The organism is Pseudomonas sp. ANT_H4 (assembly GCF_008369295.1).
Classification (GTDB): Bacteria; Pseudomonadota; Gammaproteobacteria; order Pseudomonadales; family Pseudomonadaceae; genus Aquipseudomonas.
The window spans coordinates 1-17287 of sequence record NZ_VOBG01000009.1; the positions used below are offsets into that span (position 1 = coordinate 1).

Consider the following 17287-nt stretch of genomic DNA (forward strand, 5'->3'; position numbering starts at 1 on the left):
CGACACGCCGATTGGCGTGCTCGCGCCGGGCAACGGCAAGACCAAAACGGCTCGCCTGTGGACATACGTGCGGGACGACCGACCTGCGGGTGACTCGACACCGGCGGCGGTCTGGTTTGCCTACTCGCCGGATCGCAAGGGGCAACATCCCCGCGCTCATCTCAAGAGTTTCAGCGGGATCTTGCAGGCTGACGGCTACGCCGGTTTTGCTCAGCTTTATGCTAAAGGCACCATTCAGGAAGCCGCCTGCTGGGCTCACGCCCGCCGCAAGTTTTACGATGTCTACAAAGATCAGGCTTCACCACTTGCCAGCGAGGCGCTGCAACGGATTGCGGCCCTGTATGCCATCGAGAGCGAGATCCGAGGACAGCCGCCAGATCAGAGAAAAGCGGTTCGACAAAGCCGGGCCAGTCCGCTGCTGGAACAACTACACGCATGGCTTAACCAGACGCTGACTCAACTGTCGAAAAAATCGGCATTGGGCGGTGCGATCCTCTATGCCCTCAACCGGTGGCAGGCGCTGACGCGTTACTGCAATGACGGCCGAATCGAAATCGACAACAATGCCGCCGAACGCGCGTTACGCGCCGTCGCATTGGGTCGAAAAAATTACCTGTTTGCCGGTTCCGATGCAGGCGGAGAACGAGCGGCTGCGATTTACAGCCTGGTGGGCACTGCCAAGTTAAACGGGTTAAATCCACAGGCCTATCTGACCTACGTGCTTGAGCGCATTGCCGAACACTCGATCAATCGGGTGAGCGAGTTGCTGCCCTGGAACATTTCTTTGAACCACACTGAACACTGCGAGGCCGCCTGATCCATGGTTAAAACTGTCCGTTTACCCAAACCCGCCTCCGACTTGTTGCTGCTGCACATTGAGCTGAAGTGGATCACTCCGACGATCTGGCGTCGGTTCGCGGTGCCTGAAAATATTACCTTGGGCAAACTGCACCATGTCATCCAGGTCGTGATGGGCTGGAGTGATAGCCATCTGCATGAGTTTGAAATTGCCGGTGAGAATTACGGTATTCCCGATCCTGATGGCTGGGGGCCGACGGTGAACCCGGAAGCCCGTAAAACGCTGATCAAGGCGCTGAACGGAAAGCGGACATTTAATTATCTTTACGACTTTGGTGACAGTTGGCATCACCGTATCAAGGTCGAAAAAATGCTACCTGCTATTGCCTGTCCTCAGGTTCCGTATTGCATCGACGGCGCCAATGCTTGCCCACCGGAAGACGTAGGTGGCGGGCCTGGCTATGAGGAGTTTCTAGAAGCGATGGCCAACCCCGATCATCCAGAGCATGACGCGATGGTTGAATGGTATGGAGATGTTTTTGATCCAGCGGCATTTGAGTGCGAGCGCGTGAACCAGTGGTTTAAACGGATTAAGATTTGAGTTGCAAGACGGTGTAGCTCGGACGCTTACGCTTGGCAGAGTTTCTTTATGAAATATTTTTATCATTATAAAAAAGCCACCGGCACGTAGAGATTCCCTCTAGGTGCCGGCAGACATAATTCCATACAAAAGATAACTCCAGCGTGACCTGAAAATTACTTCTATGTCAGCGACCAGTAAGCATGCTTAAAAAGCCTAACTGAATAATCTGATGTAGACATGACCCTTAGTGGCTAGCTTCCATGCGGGCAGTTGGTACCCATAACCTTGTACTCCACGGTATTAAGCTTGCCCGCCGAGTCTTCATAGGTCATGCGCGAAGGTGCAACACTGCAGGTTTTGTTGGCTTGCGTGACACTGACCACCTTCTGAATATCGAGGTTCATACCATATTCATAATGAACAACCTCAGGGATGGCCTTACCATTTTTCAAGGCATATTGCTCCATCGCCTGTTGGTTTTCTTGCATCATCCGACCGTAAACGCGGTCACCGCCGCCTTCAGCCATGGCCAATGACGACAAGGTCAAGATAGAAACGGCAAAAAGTACTTTTAATGCTTTCATGATTTTCTCCTAGTGCTCACTTACTTCTAACTAGAGGGTAACCAATGATGCCTTTCAGAAAGCTGCCGCGAATATTACATATGTGTAAGGTGTCCCCTGTACTCGTGAGTTCGACTATTAGAAATTTAATTTTTTTTTGGGTACGCTGAATGCGTCATACGAGCATCAGAAATTAGCTCGAGTTCTACATGGAGTATCTACGAGCCTTTTATCGGAAAATACATATCCCCCATATTCATGGAGAGCTGCTTGGCACACTCCAGTAGCATGAGTCGTTTGCGCACAGCTAGATGAGGCAGCGAACGTGTTACAAAAGCCTTTACGGGCTGAGAAAGTTCGGGGCTACGTTGAGCGCGGAAAACACGATCGACAGGATGGTCATTAATAGCCATACGAAACCATCCCAGTATTTTATCTCGGCCAGCAGCAAGGCCCCGACGATTGGCAGCAAGGACAGCCCCTTCAGCAAGCGAAAGGTCCTGGTTAGCGTTCGGCCCTGCTTGTCGACCTGGTCGATGGTGATCCTGAGCAAGCCCTGAAGTTTTGGGGGATAGGTTTTTATCTTGTCCTTAAAATCATCGAAGATGACATTGAAACTGTGTAGCAGGCGCTCTGTTTGCAGCATTTGATTGTGCAGGATCGCAAGCAGAACCACAGAGACCACTGCCAGCCCAAGGACAAGAATAAAACCTTCGAATTTTGAGGTGGTTTTCTCCAGCACGACCAGACCCGCTAACGATATCGGCAGGGCAAGCATCTTGCCCGCAATATCGCCCAGTACCCCGCTAAGCTTAGTGCCATAGTCGATTTCAGCCTGGGCCACCTCGCGCCGGGCCCGCTCAAACGAGAAGCTATAGACGTAGGTTTGCAGATTCGCACGGTACGTGGCGAGGACCTCCCGCCACTCCCGCACGATCACCAAGAACAGATTCGGCTCGCTCTCAAACTTCTCGATGACGCTCGCCACCGCCATCCGAATCATCAATTTTCGTTCGGAGAGGTGCGCCTTGTTTTCGTTTTTTCGATTGAGTATTTCTTCCAACAAGCTCAGGTGGTTGAGCTCATAGTCAAGAACCTTGACGTCAACCTGGGTAGGCAACAGAAAAGTTCTCGGAGGCTTAGCCCCATCAGGAGGCAAGGCAAAAAACAGGTTATTGCTTCCTCCTTCGTCCGCCGGGATCGCCTCTCCTCGCCCTGAAAAAATAGTTATAGGAAAAAATCGCTCACCATCTGCCGATGGCATAACGCTTTTTAGCCTACTCCCGGAGCGAAACGAAGCGGAAATTCTAGACCGATGGCTCAGCCCGAAAATGAAAACCCCCGTAGATACGGGGGTTTAGGCTTTGTGTCAATCTATGTTGTATCGTGTCAACCTTTATTGTTTTGTGTCAATCTTTATTGTCAGAAACCAAAGTGATGAAGATCTGTCGACAGCCCTTCACTCCTTGCAAGTTGTATATCGACGGCGCAGAGGATTTGAGCGTAGGTGACTTCATCATTACGTCTGGTGGGTCGTCCTATCTTGTTCAAGCAACTCGGCCCAGCCCTAGCAAGCCAGAACGCCTATATCTGGACTGCCTGCGCTGGGTGCGCGAGCAGATACCCGCAGATGCCAAGTGCCACCAGCTCAACTGGTATCGCCGTTAGGTCTCCTGGTTTGGTAAGAGACTGCAAACACTAAGGAAATACAGCCATGCGAGTTCAGTTTAGCCTAGGAAAATACCGTGGCTCGCTGTCGTGATGGCAAGCTGCTTTTGAACATTAACCACAGAGGCCATGGCCATGAGCGCAGCAGTAGAATTTGAAACACAGATAGACGGCGAACTGATCAAGGGTTGGGTGGTTAAGGACGGTAGTTCATACCGGGCGTATGGGGACTTTCGCGGCGAACGAATTGATGTCCGCAACACTACCCAATCAGGAGCTGAAAGCAAGTGGCGTGACAAGGCCAACCACAAGGCGAATGAGTAGGAAAATTCCGCCCGGTACGCCGAAGCCGTCACACGCAGATTAAGAAGGACATGATGCAAGAACGCCCAAGCCCAGCCCATGCAGGGCCGAGGCCATAGAAGGACGCCAATTTAGCGTCCGCGAAACGAAGGAAAGACCGCATGAACGCACAACAAAATGCTTACGTCCTGCCATTTGGGTTGCATCAGGTTCTTGAGTTAGAGCGTATCTCTGTTAGCCCCACGGGAGAACAACGAGGTCAGGGCGCGGATTTCTATGCGTTCGTGTTCGATCTTGGCCAGGAGGACGCCGTGAACGCCTTTGGCGGCACTCCAACAGAGGCGGTGGCTAAAGTCCTCTCGTTGTTGGGCAAGTCCTATGTGCTTGCCGATGCGAATGAACTGAATTCGGACGCCGCTGTAGCCGCGATTCAGTTCGCCCTGGACAACGGCGAAGGCATGAGTTTTTTGCGACTCTGGAACCAGGGTGATTTTGATGTGATTCGTAGCGAATGGCCCGAGGCTCCCGAGGAGGTTTTCATCGGAGCTGACCCTTTGCACAAACCTTCGAAGTAAGCAGGAAAAGAGCAATGCAAATCAAAGTGAGAGAGGGAGACGTATTCCCGCTGAATCGGTCGCAACAGTGTAGTGGTCAACTAATCCCGGACACGACGTTAAGTTTTTCCTCGGCCCGCGCTGGGGCTAACCCATCGTTGAATTGATGAGGCCTAATCCAGTTGTAGCGATGCATCAAAAAATGGCTGATATCGCGCTGTGCTTCCTGCGCAGTTCGATAGCCCACGGTCGGTATCCATTCTGTTTTCAAGCTGCGAAATACGCGCTCCATCGGTGCGTTATCCCAGCAGTTTCCTCGTCGGCTCATGCTCTGGCGCATGCGGTATCGCCACAACCGCTGGCGAAAGAGTCGGCTTGCATATTGCGATCCCTGGTCCGAGTGGAATAGCAGATCCGAAGGCCTGCCACGCTGCTCGTAAGCCATATCCAGCGCTCTGATCACCAGCTCAGCGTCTGGCTTTTCCGACAGCGCCCAGCCCACGATCCGACGCGTACAAAGATCCAGGACGACAGCCAAGTAATGCCACTTTCCTTGCGCCCAAATGTAGGTGATATCGCCGCACCAGACTTGATTGGGCGCTGGCACGTCGAACTCGCGGTTCAATGTGTTCGGGATATCCAGTCTTTCTACTGTTGCTCGTTTGTAGGCATGGGAGCCGGGCTGTTTGCTGACTAAATCAAGCTCGCGCATCAAGCTACGCACTTTGAATCGACCGAGTTGCTCACCGTCTTCACGCATCAGCGACAGGATGCTGCGACTGCCCGCAGAGCTGCGACTTTGCGAGAACAGCTCACTGACGCGACTTCGCAATCGAAGCCGTTCAACATCGGGCGTGCGCCGCCGCAGGCGCTGGGCGTAGTAACACGAGCGCGTGACGTCAAACACCTTGCACAGCCAATCAACCGGCTCATGTGCACTCAACTGGTCAATCAGCGCGAACGCTCGTGATCTTCCGACATCAAGAGCGCGGTAGCCTTTTTTAGTATTGATTTCTCTCGTTCAAGCCGAGCAATCCGGGCTTCCAGCTCCTGAATTTTTTGCTGTTCCGGAGTCAGAGCCTTGCTCTGCGGGGTGATGCCTTTATGTTCTTTCTGAATCTGGTCAACCCAGCGGCGCAATGCCGACTCACCAATGCCGAGTGAACGGCTGGCTTCGATGTAGCTGTAGTTTTGTTTGAGCACGAGGTCGGCAGCCTCGCGTTTGAATTCAGGAGTAAAGGAGCGGCGTTGTTTGGTCATCTGACACCTCGATCTGGCGAGCATTCTCGCCTAAATGGGTGTCCGGTTTCATTAGACCACTACAACAGGTCTGGTGGGGAGATAGCCCGGAGGTAATGCAGGTTGCTCGTTTTGCGGGGCTGGAAATGACGGCCATCACCGACGATGCCGGGGCTTTCGAGTTGGATTACTTGGGCCACATCGGCAGCGGATTTGCCAGCATCGAGGACGCAAAAGCAGCCGCGCCGGAGTTCGCAAGGGCGGTGATGGGACGACTACGCAATCTCATTCAGGACGTCTAGGAAAAATCCGCCAAGGTACAACCCAGCCCCTTGATTGGGGCTAGGCCCGTAGGAAGGGGGCACTTTTGTCCCCCGGGATCGAGAAGGAAACAAGAACATGGTTATCTCTCCTCTGGATCAGGCGATTAGCGCTCTGCATGTTGCTCCTGTCGAAACGGTGGGCATGAGTGCGAGTACCGTTATCGCACTGGTTTTGTTTGGACGGAACTCACGCATTACGGAACTGCGTTTGTCATAGCGCTGATCTTTGGTGCGCTGCTTTACCGCGCTACCCCCGCCATTATCAAGGTGGCAAAAGAAAGGGCAAAAGCCCGCCACCGTTACCCTCACTGAGTCAGCTGAAAAGAGCATGAGCAAGCTGCCGCCTATTCAAGAGGTATGCGCGTGTCCGCACTGCGGCAATGACGATGAGTTCTACGTCATGCAGACCTACAGTAAGCGTCCGGCCAAGTCACCTTCCGAACTCCAGCATTAAGGGCGATGGTGTCCGCGTATATTTAAGCGGACGCGATCACTCTTATCGCCAGGATTTCCATGCGCCAACGAAGCTCTTATCCGAAACCATTCAAAGCCCAAGTCGTTCAGGAATGCCTGCAACCTGGCGCAACCGTGTCCAGTGTCGCCATCAGTCACGGCATCAACGCCAACGTCATCCGCAAATGGATGCCGCTCTATCGAGACCAACTCGTCTCAAACTCGCTGCCAGCCTTTGTCCCGCTGAAGGCTGCTCCTAAACGGCCAGCGGAAACGTTGGTGATCATTGAGTTACCCATGGCCGGGCAAGTGATCACGGTGAAGTGGCCAACCTCAGATCCTGAGGGCTGCGCGCATTTTATTCGGACTGTCGCTCAATGATCCGCATTGATGCGATCTGGCTGGCCACCGAACCGATGGATATGCGCGCCGGCACGGAGACAGCATTGGCCCGGGTGATCGCGGTGTTCGGTGCGGCGAAGCCGCATTGCGCTTACCTCTTCGCCAATCGCCGGGCCAACCGGATGAAGGTGCTGGTGCATGATGGCGTGGGTATCTGGCTTGCAACACGGCGACTGAATCAGGGCAAGTTCCACTGGCCGGGCGTTCGCCATGGAGCTGAGGTCGAACTCGACAGCGAACAGCTTCAGGCCTTGGTACTGGGCCTGCCCTGGCAGCGTGTCGGCGCAGGCGGTGCGATTACTGTGCTGTAACCGCCGGCCATTTGGCCGGTCTACTTGTCGCCGTCCCGTGCCGGCTCTGGCACAATCAACGGCATGACGTCTTCGCCCAACCTCGACCAGATGACCCCGAAACAACTACGTGCTTTGGCGGCGCAAGCGTTGCAGTTGCAGTCCCAGATCGTGGTGATGAGCAAGAAGATTCAGAACGATGGAAGCATCATCGAGCAGCTCACTTACGAAATCGCCCTTCTCAAACGCCACAAGTTCGCCAAGCGCAGCGAGCAAATCAGCCCGGCGCAAGGCAGCTTGCTAGATGACCTGCTCGACACAGACCTTGAAGCAATTGAGGCCGAGCTAAAACAGCTCCTCCCAGCTGCGCCACCGGCCGAACCACGGCAATCTCCCAAGCGTGCACCATTGCCGCCGCAGTTTCCACGCACGGTGATTCGCCACGAACCCGAAAACACCCAGTGTGCCTGTGGCTGCAAACTTCAACGCATCGGTGAAGACGTCAGCGAGAGGCTGGATTACACACCGGGCGTGTTTACCGTCGAGCAACATGTGCGTGGCAAATGGGCCTGTCGTCAGTGCGAAACACTGATCCAGGCGCCGGTGCCGGCCCAGGTTATCGACAAAGGTATCCCGACTGCAGGCTTGCTGGCCCACGTGATGGTGGCCAAATTTGCCGATCACTTGCCGCTGTACCGGCAGGAGAAAATCTTTGCCCGCGCCGGGTTGGCAATTGCTCGCTCGACCCTGGCCCAGTGGGTCGGACAAACCGGTGTGCGACTCCAGCCACTGGTCGATGCACTGCGTGAAGCGGTGCTAAACCAGGGCGTGATTCACGCCGATGAAACACCGGTACAAATGCTCGCGCCAGGCGAGAAGAAAACCCACCGGGCCTACGTCTGGGCCTACAGCACGACGCCGTTTTCGACGCTCAACGCAGTGGTTTACGACTTCAGTCCAAGCCGTGCCGGCGAACACGCACGCAACTTTTTGGGCGACTGGAACGGCAAGCTGGTCTGCGATGACTTCGCTGGCTACAAAGCCGGTTTTGAGAAAGGCATCACTGAGATCGGTTGCATGGCTCATGCCCGCCGCAAGTTCTTCGACCTGCATGTCGCGAACAAAAGCCAGTTGGCCGAACAGGCGCTGCACTCGATTGGCGGTTTGTACGAGGTCGAACGCCAGGCTCGGGACATGAGCAATGAAGACCGTTGGCGAATACGTCAGGAAATGGCGGTACCGATCAGCAAAACACTGCATGACTGGATGTTGGCCCAGCGCGACCTGGTACCCAATGGATCAGCCACGGCCAAAGCCCTCGACTACAGCCTGAAACGCTGGGTAGCGCTGACGCGCTACCTGGACGATGGGGCTGTGCCCACCTTAATTCCTTTGGCGGCAGCATGCGAGCAGCACTTGTGCTCGGCCGTCGCATACGTGAGCTCGGGTTTTCGACTCAGGTTGGTGTGAAGGGGGAGGGGTCGATAAGGAATGAAGCGGGAATTTGTGAGAGCGCCTGCGTCATGTTGTTTGCCGGCGGACGATTCAGGCTGATTCAGCCCGATTCAGTGGTAGGTGTTCACCAGTTCGCCACGGTTGACCAGGTTACCTCAGAACAAGCAATGGCCGATGCGCAGATTTTTTCGGCGGCAACGGTCAATTTCCTCCGCGACATGGGTGTTAATACCCAGCTCTTCAGTTTGATGGCTGCAACTCCGGCCAATGCAATGCAGGCGCTGTCGGTGCCCGACCAAATCAACCTCGGATTAGTGAATGCGGGAAAAGATGCTGCCGTCTGGGGTATCGAGAGTGCACAGGGCGGTCTTGTCTTGAAAGGTGTGCAAAGCACCATCAGCAGCACTATTGAAATTCAACTGGCATGTACCGCTCAGCAAGAGGTTTCCGCTGCTGTGATGGTCGACGTCGTTGGTAAAGGGGGCGTCCGAAGTGTGGATCTGCTGGTTGATGGTCGAACTACGGCGGTCGCGCTCAGGCAGCCGGCTAAATTGCTGGGCCGCACAGCAAAGTTACACTTCCTGCCCGGGCCATCCCAATTGGTGGAGATGCAGCGGGCCAGGTCAGTCGGTGTGAGTTTGAGTTACGACGGTCAACGCCAATCGATGTTTGCGATCGAGGTACCTGAGCAAGCAGGCGCCTTGATGGCTGGGTTCGTTCAACTTTGCCACGGCACTCCGAGGCACGGGGTCGTGCAGCGCTGAAGGCAATTACCGTTCCGTGTGGATCATTTCCAGAGGCCAGTAATTCTGATCCGGGGCGATCGCCTTAGGTACAACTCCTATCAAGGACATGACTAAATGGACATCAAAGCTATGCACACGCAGGACATCAGCGACGTGCTTTCAGTCGGCCGGCTGTGCCTCTGCGACAAAGTCACCAGCACCGAAACTGAAATGTTTCGAGCGTTATTCGGCGGCTTGATTGTCGGCGGCTCCAAACCTTTCGGTGAAAAGCTTGATGCATACACCGCAAACAAACATCGAGTACCGAAAGTTTTGGTGGATCTCGCCATTGAACTGGAGCTCCGCGGCCATTAACCCCATAACCCGACTCGTCGGGCACACAAGGAAAACCCATGAATTCGAAATACACAGCTTGTGTGGGGGCGCGATAGCGGCCCTGTTGATCGTGTTTGGCCTGGTGTCGTCACTTGCTGGCGAAGTCGGAGCAGCAACCGTTGCCGAAATTCAATCTGCTACTGCTGATTCGAAATGCGCTAGAAAAATGCTTCAAGACGCGAATCGCTGGGGGCAGGAAATCCAGCGGCGGGACCTGAAACACGTGAAGGACAAGTGCGTAACGATCGACAAACAATCCAAAGCCTTCGAGTAGGGAGAAATCTATGACCGGTACCGAAAGCGAATTTGTTCTGGAACAACGACTAACCGAAAAGGGATTTGACTATGTCGCGGCCCAATAACAACACCGTCAAAGTTGGCGTGTTTCGCCAGCGCTACGAACATCTTTACCGCAAGCTGAATGACTACCACGCGTGCTGCTCTGCTGATGAGGTTCGCACCTGGAAGCGTGTTACCCAAGCGCTCCTGGACGAAGTATCCGCACTCAAATGTGGTCGAGCATCCCCCGAGGATCTTGAGGCACATAGGCGTGCCGTTGCCGTTATAACCGAACGTCTCGCGGCGGCTGACCAGCGCATCGAGGCTTACGAAATGAAAAAAGCCCCGAAAGCGGCGGTCCAAGAACCCACCAGGCCAGCTCTGAGGCTGATTCAAGGTGGAAAGCTGCACTGACGCACTTCATGCGTTGATGTGATCGCATACGTTCCACCAAGCCCCGCACAGTTAACGCTGGCGGGGTTTTTATTGTCAGCTTCCGAGTTTCCGATGTAGCGTGATGTGTCCCCAAATAGCTTCTACGCTGATTTGCCGACTACGCGTAAGCAACTATCCAGCAGGCGCAGGAGTTGCGTATAAAGCGCAATCACCAGGCGGCAGATGCATCGCTGGGTTGGAATAGTGAGTAAAATCAGAATGCAGGCTGCTTGTTGCATGCTTTTTTAGCTAGGGGAATGTTGGCCCCTCAAGGGGTGGTGCTGTGCTTATGAATACAGGAAGTGAAACAACGGTCCCGTTCATAGCAGATGAATCTCACGTCTCGCCTCGAGAGATTGCCGCACTCAGTCGGCAGCGTGGATTTCTTCCGCAGGAGCAATGGGTTGGAACTCGATATGGGGTGTGGAGAAATCAGTCGCCGTGTTATAGCGAAAGGCGAGCGGTCCTGAATAACTCTCTGAAAAGTAGATGCGCCAATGCGTAAACGCGACCCTTCAGCAAAACTACCGGTGATAGATGGTCCCTGCAAAGGTCAGCGCATGGCTTCGGCGGATGACAGCTTTACGTTTGAAGTCGACAGCGCGCTAACAAAAACCCGGACCCAGGTCACTTATTGCCTGCGGCGCCACAAGTTGATTGGGCTTGTGTGGGCGCTACCTTCCAACAAGAGTGTCTCGGCATTGCCACCACCTTTGTAGCCACCTGGTAGCGCAGGGTGTTTTTTGCATCATAGGCTCTTCCTGGGCCAAGGCCCTATCCCTGATGATGAGGTGCCTCCCTTTGCGCCTCCCAAGCAGGACCTACATCACCCGGCTTGACCAGCTCGGGACGGTAACCGTCAATTAAGGCGCCATTTGCAGGACGATTGAGTGACGCGCTTAGTCTAAAAGAAAAGTTAAAGATTTATGTTTTTCTGCCGAAGCGGTAGGAACGGTAAAAAGGAAAATGGAGCTGGATATGAACGCAGCGAAGAGCTTGGTTGGGGTTACTCCACGAGGTAGCATTGTTGACGTCGAGTTGTACACGCGTCATATATTTGCAAAACAGAAATACCTGATCAAAACGGAGCAAGGAGTTTTTACTATTTCTGGAAAGATCCATTCAATATTGTTTGGTACGCCTGTTGCCACTCACCGGGATATACATAATCAAGAGACGATTCTGGTAATTGGCGCGGGTAAGCATGCTCGGGCCTATAAGATGGATGGCCCGGTAGACGGATCTTGATCTTAAATCGGCTCAATTACTCCGGTAGAGCCTCGGGGCTGGGCTACTTGCGCCTGCCCCGTCGACGAATCGGCATGGTGAAAGCAAGGTTAAAAACCAAAAGGTGACTCTCTCCGGCAGATCGCCTTTCGACTAACAACATTCCCTTTGCGTATAGTCAAAGTCTGGTAGCCGTTGCAATCATGCATGCTCGGTTACCAATACTGGATCACTGCGACTGCCGCATGGAGTAGTACGACCGCGTTTCTGGACGATACCAAGCCCCCTTATCTGGTATTTGTTGCGCCCCAAACGTCGCCAGACGAACTCCTCGTTGTTGTTCCAAAAATATCTGCGCCAGGCGCCCAGCGCGATTCGATCAGTTGACCTAGTCACGGAAAAACACGACAAGAGGATTGTATATCCCGTTGACATATCCAGTGGTCGGACTACTATGGGATATACATATGGCATATCCATAGAGGTGCATCGTGGAACAAGGGTCAGTATTTCTCAGTAATCGTAGTCAGGCTGTGCGCTTACCCAAGGCCGCAGCGCTCCCTGATGATGTTAAGCGTGTCGATGTGATTGCCATTGGCAGAACCCGGATTCTGACCCCCTCTGGTGAGTCCTGGGATAGCTGGTTTGATGGTGAAGGTGTCTCTGCTGATTTCATGACTGATCGTGAACAGCCCGCCGATCAAGAGCGGGAATCGTTCTGATGCTCAAGTATATGCTGGACACCAACATCTGCATCTTCACCATAAAGAACAAGCCGCAGCATGTGCGCGAAGTGTTCAAAACACACCATGGTCAAATGTGCATCAGCACCGTGACTTTGATGGAACTCATTTACGGCTCGGAAAAGTCTTCCCAACCGGCGCGGAATTTGGCTGAGGTAGAAGGCTTTGCAGCACGGCTTGAAGTCCTGAAATACGATCAGAATGCGGCAGTGCACACAGGCCAGCTTCGGGCGGAACTTGCTAAAGCAGGCATGCCAATTGGCCCATACGACCACATGATTGCAGGACACGCACGTTCGCAAGGCCTGATCTTGGTGACCAACAATCTACGCGAGTTCGACCGTGTGCCGGGTCTACGCGTTGAAGACTGGGCATAGGGAAAATCTGACCATGCCACGTAAGAGTAAATACGGAAACATGCCTCCAGAGCCCGAGTACACCGCGAAGGTGAAGGGTGATGCTGGCACTTACCGGGTGCTGGGGATTGACTGGATGCACCACCGCGTTTTGCTGGATCGAGCTGGTCTTGAGTGGACCTCGATTGAGAAAGTGGCATTCGAGCCGGCCCTGGACGCTCAAGTGGTGTAGACACTAGGAAGGATAAGTCACCCAGTTACACCCCAAGCCCTGTCCTAAAAAGCGGGGCCGAGGACGTAGAGGAATGCGGCTTTCGCGTCCGCACAAAAGACATGCAAGGAACCACGATGACAACCGTAAAAATGAACGTCACAACCGATACCTCCGACTTGGAGCAAGCGCCGAAGTCCACAGTTGACGCTCTACTGGCCAACGTGAAAACGTCGGTACTGCTCAAAGACGACCTGCCAGTTGCTAAAGACGAATTTTGGGATGCCGTGGGTACGGATGAAACCCGGCAGACGAGTCGTGAGCAGTCGGCTCAACACGCGGAACAAGCGAAATACAAAGCGACCCGTGTTTTGGTCGATGAGGCGCATCGAACGCCGCAGTTTACCGCCGAAACGATCCAAACTGTGCAAGAATCCAGAATCAAAAACTGAGCTCGGTAAATCACAAGAATCGCGAAACAACTTACCTTCGGCAGCGAGCTTTAAACACTTTTGCCAAGGCCAGTTCATTGATTTGCAAGTTGGCAACTAACTCGCCGCATGCTTCCCAGGAAGCGTTGGAAGAGAATGTAGCCGAGTTGCAGGCCGTTAAATGCCACTTTTGCGTGGCCCGCTTTTAGGGGGGAAGACCATGCGGTTCACTAGCGAATTCCACACATCTCTGAATGCCGAACAAATCACTTTTTGTGCGCTTGAGGCTCATTGGCAGAGTAACCCTGTGAAATGGAAATTCTGGAAGCGACCACCCGCACAGTGGAAGCAACTGGAGGCGCAGTTGATTGAAGACTATAAACAGGCGTGTCTGACTTTGAGCGACCTGCAGGACGCACAAACTCCTGGCTGAAAGAACGCACGCTACAAAGCACTGAAGTTCGGAGGGCTTTTCTCCATGATTTTCTTTGCAGGCATTTTTGGCCTCGTAGCAAACCATTTTTTTAATGACGGCCAAGCAAACTGGATGGCGGCCATCAGCGCTGTGATGATGGGCGTTGGAGCTGTGATCGCCCTCATGAGCGCTTTGATCTTCGGTGAATGACCTGCCACACAGACACTAGCCGGGAGCTCAGCTAGAGGAATATCGTTACACTATCAGCCTTCACTTGTGCGGGCTGTTCTGTGGCTGCTATTTGCAGAAGGTCACATGGCTAGCGTTCGGCGTCTGGCGCTGGTGTATTCTGTTCTTTGTCGGCCGTCTCTTGGTACCCAAGTCATTGGCCTGGTCTGTAAATGCTTCACATGCCCGGATGCCTGGTTTTTTGCCTCCAATTCACACTCCATGTTGGCCATCTCCATTTGCAACGTTAAACCCTTGTTTCCCGTATCCAACGGTAAAGAGCCATGACGAAGTACATGCAAACTGACGAGTTGATAAGCCCCGCCACATTGAATGATCTTGTGGAGCAATCGAAGGATCATGCCGAACGGCATGATTACAACATTGACTCATACGACATTGCTGAGACATGTATTGATGAGTCAGCTCAATTGCTGGGATTTGAGTTGAATCCTGATCAACGTGCTATTGCCATTCAGGCACTGCTTTCTGCGGCTTCGACTTAGAAACTACAGATTTAAGGGCGGGCCAGCTAACTAAAGCAGCCAGCCACGGCCAATAACTGAACATGGAGTAGTAGTTAATGTAATTGCGGCGGGCTGCCGACGGAGCAACTACTTAGCCCAAGGAAAGAAACGCGTACCGCCCCGATTCAGCATCTGCTAATTGGGGCTTTTTCATGGGCCCACCGCAGGCACGAAGACCTCTCCACAGCCGGCAACGGCATTACAAGTGCTTGCTGAGCATCACCTGAGAACACGAAAACGCAACCTCAGGAGATTGCATGATGGGAAGCCTCATCACGATACCCGTCAGCGCTGGCGCGATGCCGCTTGCTGTTTGGCGAGGCGAAAATGGTCAACGGTTACGCCGTGCATTGTCACGCCTTGAACGTATGGTGCTCAGGGCGTGCTCTGATGACAACGTAACTAGCGGCCGGCTCATTCAATTGGACAAACGCTACGATCGGATCATTTGGGCCGCCATAACATGGGTGCCACGTTAGTCATCGGCACTCAACCCTGCTGTACACGCGACACCACAGACCCTTGGCATTTGGCCGGGGTCTTTTTTTTGCCAAAGAATGCTGTTTCGGATTCCTAACGCGTAAGTGTAATATCTGTTCACCCTATCAGTCCGCGAGTGAATCGGTATGCCTATCTGTAACTGTGTGATCCACACCATCGACAAGAAGCCAGATGGAAACCCCGCAATACTTCATCTACGCGACACAGAGCTGCCGAAAACGGACGTTCTCGAGAACTTGTTGAGCGACTTCAATGATGCCTACAACGGCAAGCAGTCTAAGGGCTGGGGCTTTTTCCATCCAGAATCGGGTGCATATCCCTTCAGCGGTTGGCTGAAGGCCTTGTTTGAAGGAAAGGGGGGCTTCATGGAATTCAGCCGGGATGCGGTGGAGCACCTGACGAGACTGATGGAAGAATCGAATTTGTCCGTCGGCGGGCATGCGATGTTCGTGCACTACCGGCAAGGCCTCACTGATTACCTTGCGATTGCGCTGTTGCATCAAAGCACCGGCGTTAGCCTGGACCAAGAGATGAACGTGGTGGCGGCGCCGCATCTGGACTTTGGCCATGTCCACCTGGCGGCCCGGGTGAACGTAACCGAATGGCTAAGTAACCCCGCGTCTAAACAGTACGTTTCATTTCTGAAAGCCAAGCAAGGCCGGAAGGTCAGTGAGTACTTCCGCGACTTCATCGGCTGCCAGGAGGGTGTCGATTCCGCGGGAGAAACGCGAACGCTTTTGAAAGCTTTCAGCGACTTTGTTGAGTCCGAGGATCTTCCTGAAGAGGCCGCTCGTGAAAAGAAGCAGACACTTGTCCAGTACGCCAGCAGCCAAGCCAAAATTGGTCAGTCCGTCGGGCTGTCTGAACTGTCGGAGTTGCTCGATGAAGACAGACCACAAGCGTTCATCGAGCACTTGCGTAACCAGGATTATGGCCTGAGCGAGGAGTTCCCCGCTGACAAGAAGATTTTGAACAATTTCAGGCGTTTTACCGGGCGGGCAGAAGGGTTGTCCATCAGCTTCGAGCAGCGCCTGCTGGGGAACAAGCTTGAGTTTGACGAACAGAACGGTACTTTGCTAATTAGGTGTCTGCCGACGCAGTTATTGGAGCAACTCAAGCGGGCAACAGAGGCCTGATTATGGGGCCCGTTGACGAATTCAAGGCGGTTAAAGTGCGGGTGACTGAGTGCCTGCACTTGGCCTCCGCGCATTTTGGAAAAGCGTTTCCGGAAATCCCCGTCAAGTTTGACCTGACTGGGAGAGTCGGGGGGTATTACTGTTACCACAAGTGTGATGCGACCGGGAAGGTTACTCAGTCTTTCCGCTTTAACCGGGCGCTGGTGCGTGAAAACCTAAGTGAATACCTAGACCAGATCTGTCCCCACGAAGTCGCACATTACATTGCTGGAACTGAGTGGGGAATGTGGATCCAGCCCCATGGTGTCGAATGGAAAAGCGTGATGATCGAGGTCTTTAACCTGCCCCCCGATCGCTGCCATTCAATGGATACATCCAGCGTTGCAAAGCGATATTTCATATACGACTGTGGGTGCAGGGAGCATCCCCTTACAAAGATCAAGCACAACAAAATATTGAGAGGATATGGCTACAGGTGCAGTGCCTGTAGTAAGCCGCTATCATTTAAAAGGGAAGAGAAACCGGTCAATACGAACGTCAACATCATTTCGAAACTCTTTGTCAGTACTGCCGATGCGCCTCTTTGTGATGCCCATATCCGTCAGATTTCCGCCATGATCATTGACCACCAGGTGCTAGCGCTCGTGGCAGATCCGCTGATGAAGTCCGACGCTAAGCTTCAGAAGTTGGGGCGGACATTGAAGGTTTCGGATGCCGCGGTGGCTCGCCACCCTAACCCTGGCACTCTGCCGGGGGGCGTGACACACGCTATCATATTCGGCGATCGGCAAGTCGAGCGTCAGCAACGGGTGGCCGCAGCCTTTGAGCTGCGTGGTGTGATTGTGCGAAAGGTTAGGGCAGGGATGACTTAACCTTCCTGGATTTGCAACGCGATGTCCGACTCCCCCGAAGACTTCAGAGAGCTAAGGGGAGCAACCCTATGAATGAAACAATCCAAGCACCAATACCGTTCGACACCCAGCCGTTTACGCCGGCAGCCAATGGCTAACTCTTTACCCAGACCTCATCGAACTGCGTTGGGGTTT

General features: G+C 53.6%; 23 protein-coding genes and 1 pseudogene. 20 read left to right on the top strand and 4 right to left on the bottom strand.

The window, feature by feature from the left end:
• The coding region (locus tag FQ182_RS13430) for an IS66 family transposase (protein WP_149493982.1) at window positions 1-817 on the top strand (817 nt) is incomplete at its 5' end.
• A gap of 3 nt (window positions 818-820) precedes the next feature.
• Entirely contained in the window at window positions 821-1399 is a 579-nt protein-coding gene (locus FQ182_RS13435) for a plasmid pRiA4b ORF-3 family protein (RefSeq protein ID WP_034112255.1), read from the top strand.
• Between the two features lie 233 nt (window positions 1400-1632).
• Here FQ182_RS13435 and FQ182_RS13440 read toward each other — a convergent pair whose 3' ends face one another.
• Window positions 1633-1965, bottom strand: a complete 333-nt coding sequence (locus FQ182_RS13440; RefSeq protein WP_050683407.1) for a DUF2790 domain-containing protein — start codon at window positions 1963-1965, stop codon at window positions 1633-1635.
• A 319-nt stretch (window positions 1966-2284) separates the two neighbouring features.
• The gene (locus FQ182_RS29760; RefSeq protein WP_256667224.1) at window positions 2285-3208 is read right to left on the bottom strand and encodes a hypothetical protein; all 924 of its coding nucleotides are present in this window, start codon (window positions 3206-3208) and stop codon (window positions 2285-2287) included.
• Between the two features lie 539 nt (window positions 3209-3747).
• On the opposite strand from FQ182_RS29760, the gene FQ182_RS13455 reads away from it, so the two are divergent.
• Window positions 3748-3936: a hypothetical protein gene (locus FQ182_RS13455; RefSeq protein WP_149414922.1), complete on the top strand. Its 189-nt coding sequence runs from the start codon at window positions 3748-3750 to the stop codon at window positions 3934-3936.
• Between the two features lie 140 nt (window positions 3937-4076).
• Window positions 4077-4490 carry a hypothetical protein gene (locus FQ182_RS13460; RefSeq protein ID WP_149414921.1) on the top strand — a complete coding sequence of 138 codons (414 nt, stop codon included), beginning with the start codon at window positions 4077-4079 and terminating at the stop codon, window positions 4488-4490.
• Between the two features lie 76 nt (window positions 4491-4566).
• On the opposite strand, the gene FQ182_RS13465 is transcribed toward FQ182_RS13460, so the two are convergent.
• A protein-coding gene (locus FQ182_RS13465; RefSeq protein WP_149414920.1) for an IS3 family transposase occupies window positions 4567-5729 on the bottom strand; the annotation gives its coding sequence in 2 pieces (ribosomal slippage) (window positions 4567-5474 and window positions 5474-5729; 1164 coding nt in all).
• Window positions 5730-5824: 95 nt separating this feature from the next.
• On the opposite strand from FQ182_RS13465, the gene FQ182_RS13470 reads away from it, so the two are divergent.
• From FQ182_RS13470 to FQ182_RS13500, 7 genes and pseudogenes are all read left to right on the top strand, one after another.
• Entirely contained in the window at window positions 5825-6010 is a 186-nt protein-coding gene (locus FQ182_RS13470) for a hypothetical protein (protein WP_218575091.1), read from the top strand.
• 534 nt (window positions 6011-6544) lie between these two features.
• Window positions 6545-6865: a transposase gene (locus FQ182_RS13475; RefSeq protein ID WP_149414918.1), complete on the top strand. Its 321-nt coding sequence runs from the start codon at window positions 6545-6547 to the stop codon at window positions 6863-6865.
• Window positions 6862-7197: an IS66 family insertion sequence element accessory protein TnpB gene (tnpB, locus tag FQ182_RS30245; protein WP_149414917.1), complete on the top strand. Its 336-nt coding sequence runs from the start codon at window positions 6862-6864 to the stop codon at window positions 7195-7197. The genes FQ182_RS13475 and tnpB overlap by 4 nt, the downstream gene beginning before the upstream one ends.
• 63 nt (window positions 7198-7260) lie before the next feature.
• Window positions 7261-8556, top strand: a pseudogene (locus tag FQ182_RS13485) (IS66 family transposase); the annotation flags it as partial.
• A 143-nt stretch (window positions 8557-8699) separates the two neighbouring features.
• Entirely contained in the window at window positions 8700-9395 is a 696-nt protein-coding gene (locus FQ182_RS13490) for a hypothetical protein (protein ID WP_149414916.1), read from the top strand.
• Window positions 9396-9491: 96 nt separating this feature from the next.
• The gene (locus tag FQ182_RS13495) at window positions 9492-9731 is read left to right on the top strand and encodes a hypothetical protein (protein WP_149414915.1); all 240 of its coding nucleotides are present in this window, start codon (window positions 9492-9494) and stop codon (window positions 9729-9731) included.
• Window positions 9732-10097: 366 nt separating this feature from the next.
• Window positions 10098-10445 (top strand): hypothetical protein, encoded by a 348-nt coding sequence (locus tag FQ182_RS13500; protein ID WP_178114450.1) that lies wholly within the window; start codon window positions 10098-10100, stop codon window positions 10443-10445.
• On the opposite strand, the gene FQ182_RS30930 is transcribed toward FQ182_RS13500, so the two are convergent.
• Window positions 10424-10540: a DUF333 domain-containing protein gene (locus FQ182_RS30930; RefSeq protein WP_149414925.1), complete on the bottom strand. Its 117-nt coding sequence runs from the start codon at window positions 10538-10540 to the stop codon at window positions 10424-10426. The genes FQ182_RS13500 and FQ182_RS30930 overlap by 22 nt on opposite strands.
• 904 nt (window positions 10541-11444) lie before the next feature.
• Between FQ182_RS30930 and FQ182_RS13510 the strand changes: the two genes are divergently transcribed.
• The 9 genes from FQ182_RS13510 to FQ182_RS13550 all read left to right on the top strand — a co-directional run bounded on the left by FQ182_RS13510 (window position 11445) and on the right by FQ182_RS13550 (window position 17113).
• The gene (locus tag FQ182_RS13510) at window positions 11445-11714 is read left to right on the top strand and encodes a hypothetical protein (protein WP_149414914.1); all 270 of its coding nucleotides are present in this window, start codon (window positions 11445-11447) and stop codon (window positions 11712-11714) included.
• Between the two features lie 470 nt (window positions 11715-12184).
• Window positions 12185-12415, top strand: a complete 231-nt coding sequence (gene vapB, locus FQ182_RS13515; RefSeq protein WP_149414913.1) for a type II toxin-antitoxin system VapB family antitoxin — start codon at window positions 12185-12187, stop codon at window positions 12413-12415.
• Window positions 12415-12813 (top strand): tRNA(fMet)-specific endonuclease VapC, encoded by a 399-nt coding sequence (gene vapC, locus FQ182_RS13520; RefSeq protein ID WP_149414912.1) that lies wholly within the window; start codon window positions 12415-12417, stop codon window positions 12811-12813. The genes vapB and vapC overlap by 1 nt, the downstream gene beginning before the upstream one ends.
• Window positions 12814-12826: 13 nt before the next feature.
• Window positions 12827-13024, top strand: a complete 198-nt coding sequence (locus FQ182_RS13525; RefSeq protein WP_149414911.1) for a hypothetical protein — start codon at window positions 12827-12829, stop codon at window positions 13022-13024.
• Window positions 13025-13140: 116 nt separating this feature from the next.
• Window positions 13141-13455: a hypothetical protein gene (locus FQ182_RS13530; protein ID WP_149414910.1), complete on the top strand. Its 315-nt coding sequence runs from the start codon at window positions 13141-13143 to the stop codon at window positions 13453-13455.
• A gap of 457 nt (window positions 13456-13912) precedes the next feature.
• Window positions 13913-14059: a hypothetical protein gene (locus FQ182_RS29765; RefSeq protein WP_178114451.1), complete on the top strand. Its 147-nt coding sequence runs from the start codon at window positions 13913-13915 to the stop codon at window positions 14057-14059.
• A gap of 302 nt (window positions 14060-14361) precedes the next feature.
• Window positions 14362-14583 carry a hypothetical protein gene (locus FQ182_RS13535; protein ID WP_169886705.1) on the top strand — a complete coding sequence of 74 codons (222 nt, stop codon included), beginning with the start codon at window positions 14362-14364 and terminating at the stop codon, window positions 14581-14583.
• Window positions 14584-15230: 647 nt separating this feature from the next.
• Window positions 15231-16241: a nucleoid-associated protein YejK gene (gene yejK / locus FQ182_RS13545; protein WP_149414908.1), complete on the top strand. Its 1011-nt coding sequence runs from the start codon at window positions 15231-15233 to the stop codon at window positions 16239-16241.
• A 2-nt stretch (window positions 16242-16243) separates the two neighbouring features.
• The gene (locus tag FQ182_RS13550) at window positions 16244-17113 is read left to right on the top strand and encodes a SprT-like domain-containing protein (protein WP_149414907.1); all 870 of its coding nucleotides are present in this window, start codon (window positions 16244-16246) and stop codon (window positions 17111-17113) included.
• Window positions 17114-17287 lie beyond the last annotated feature (174 nt).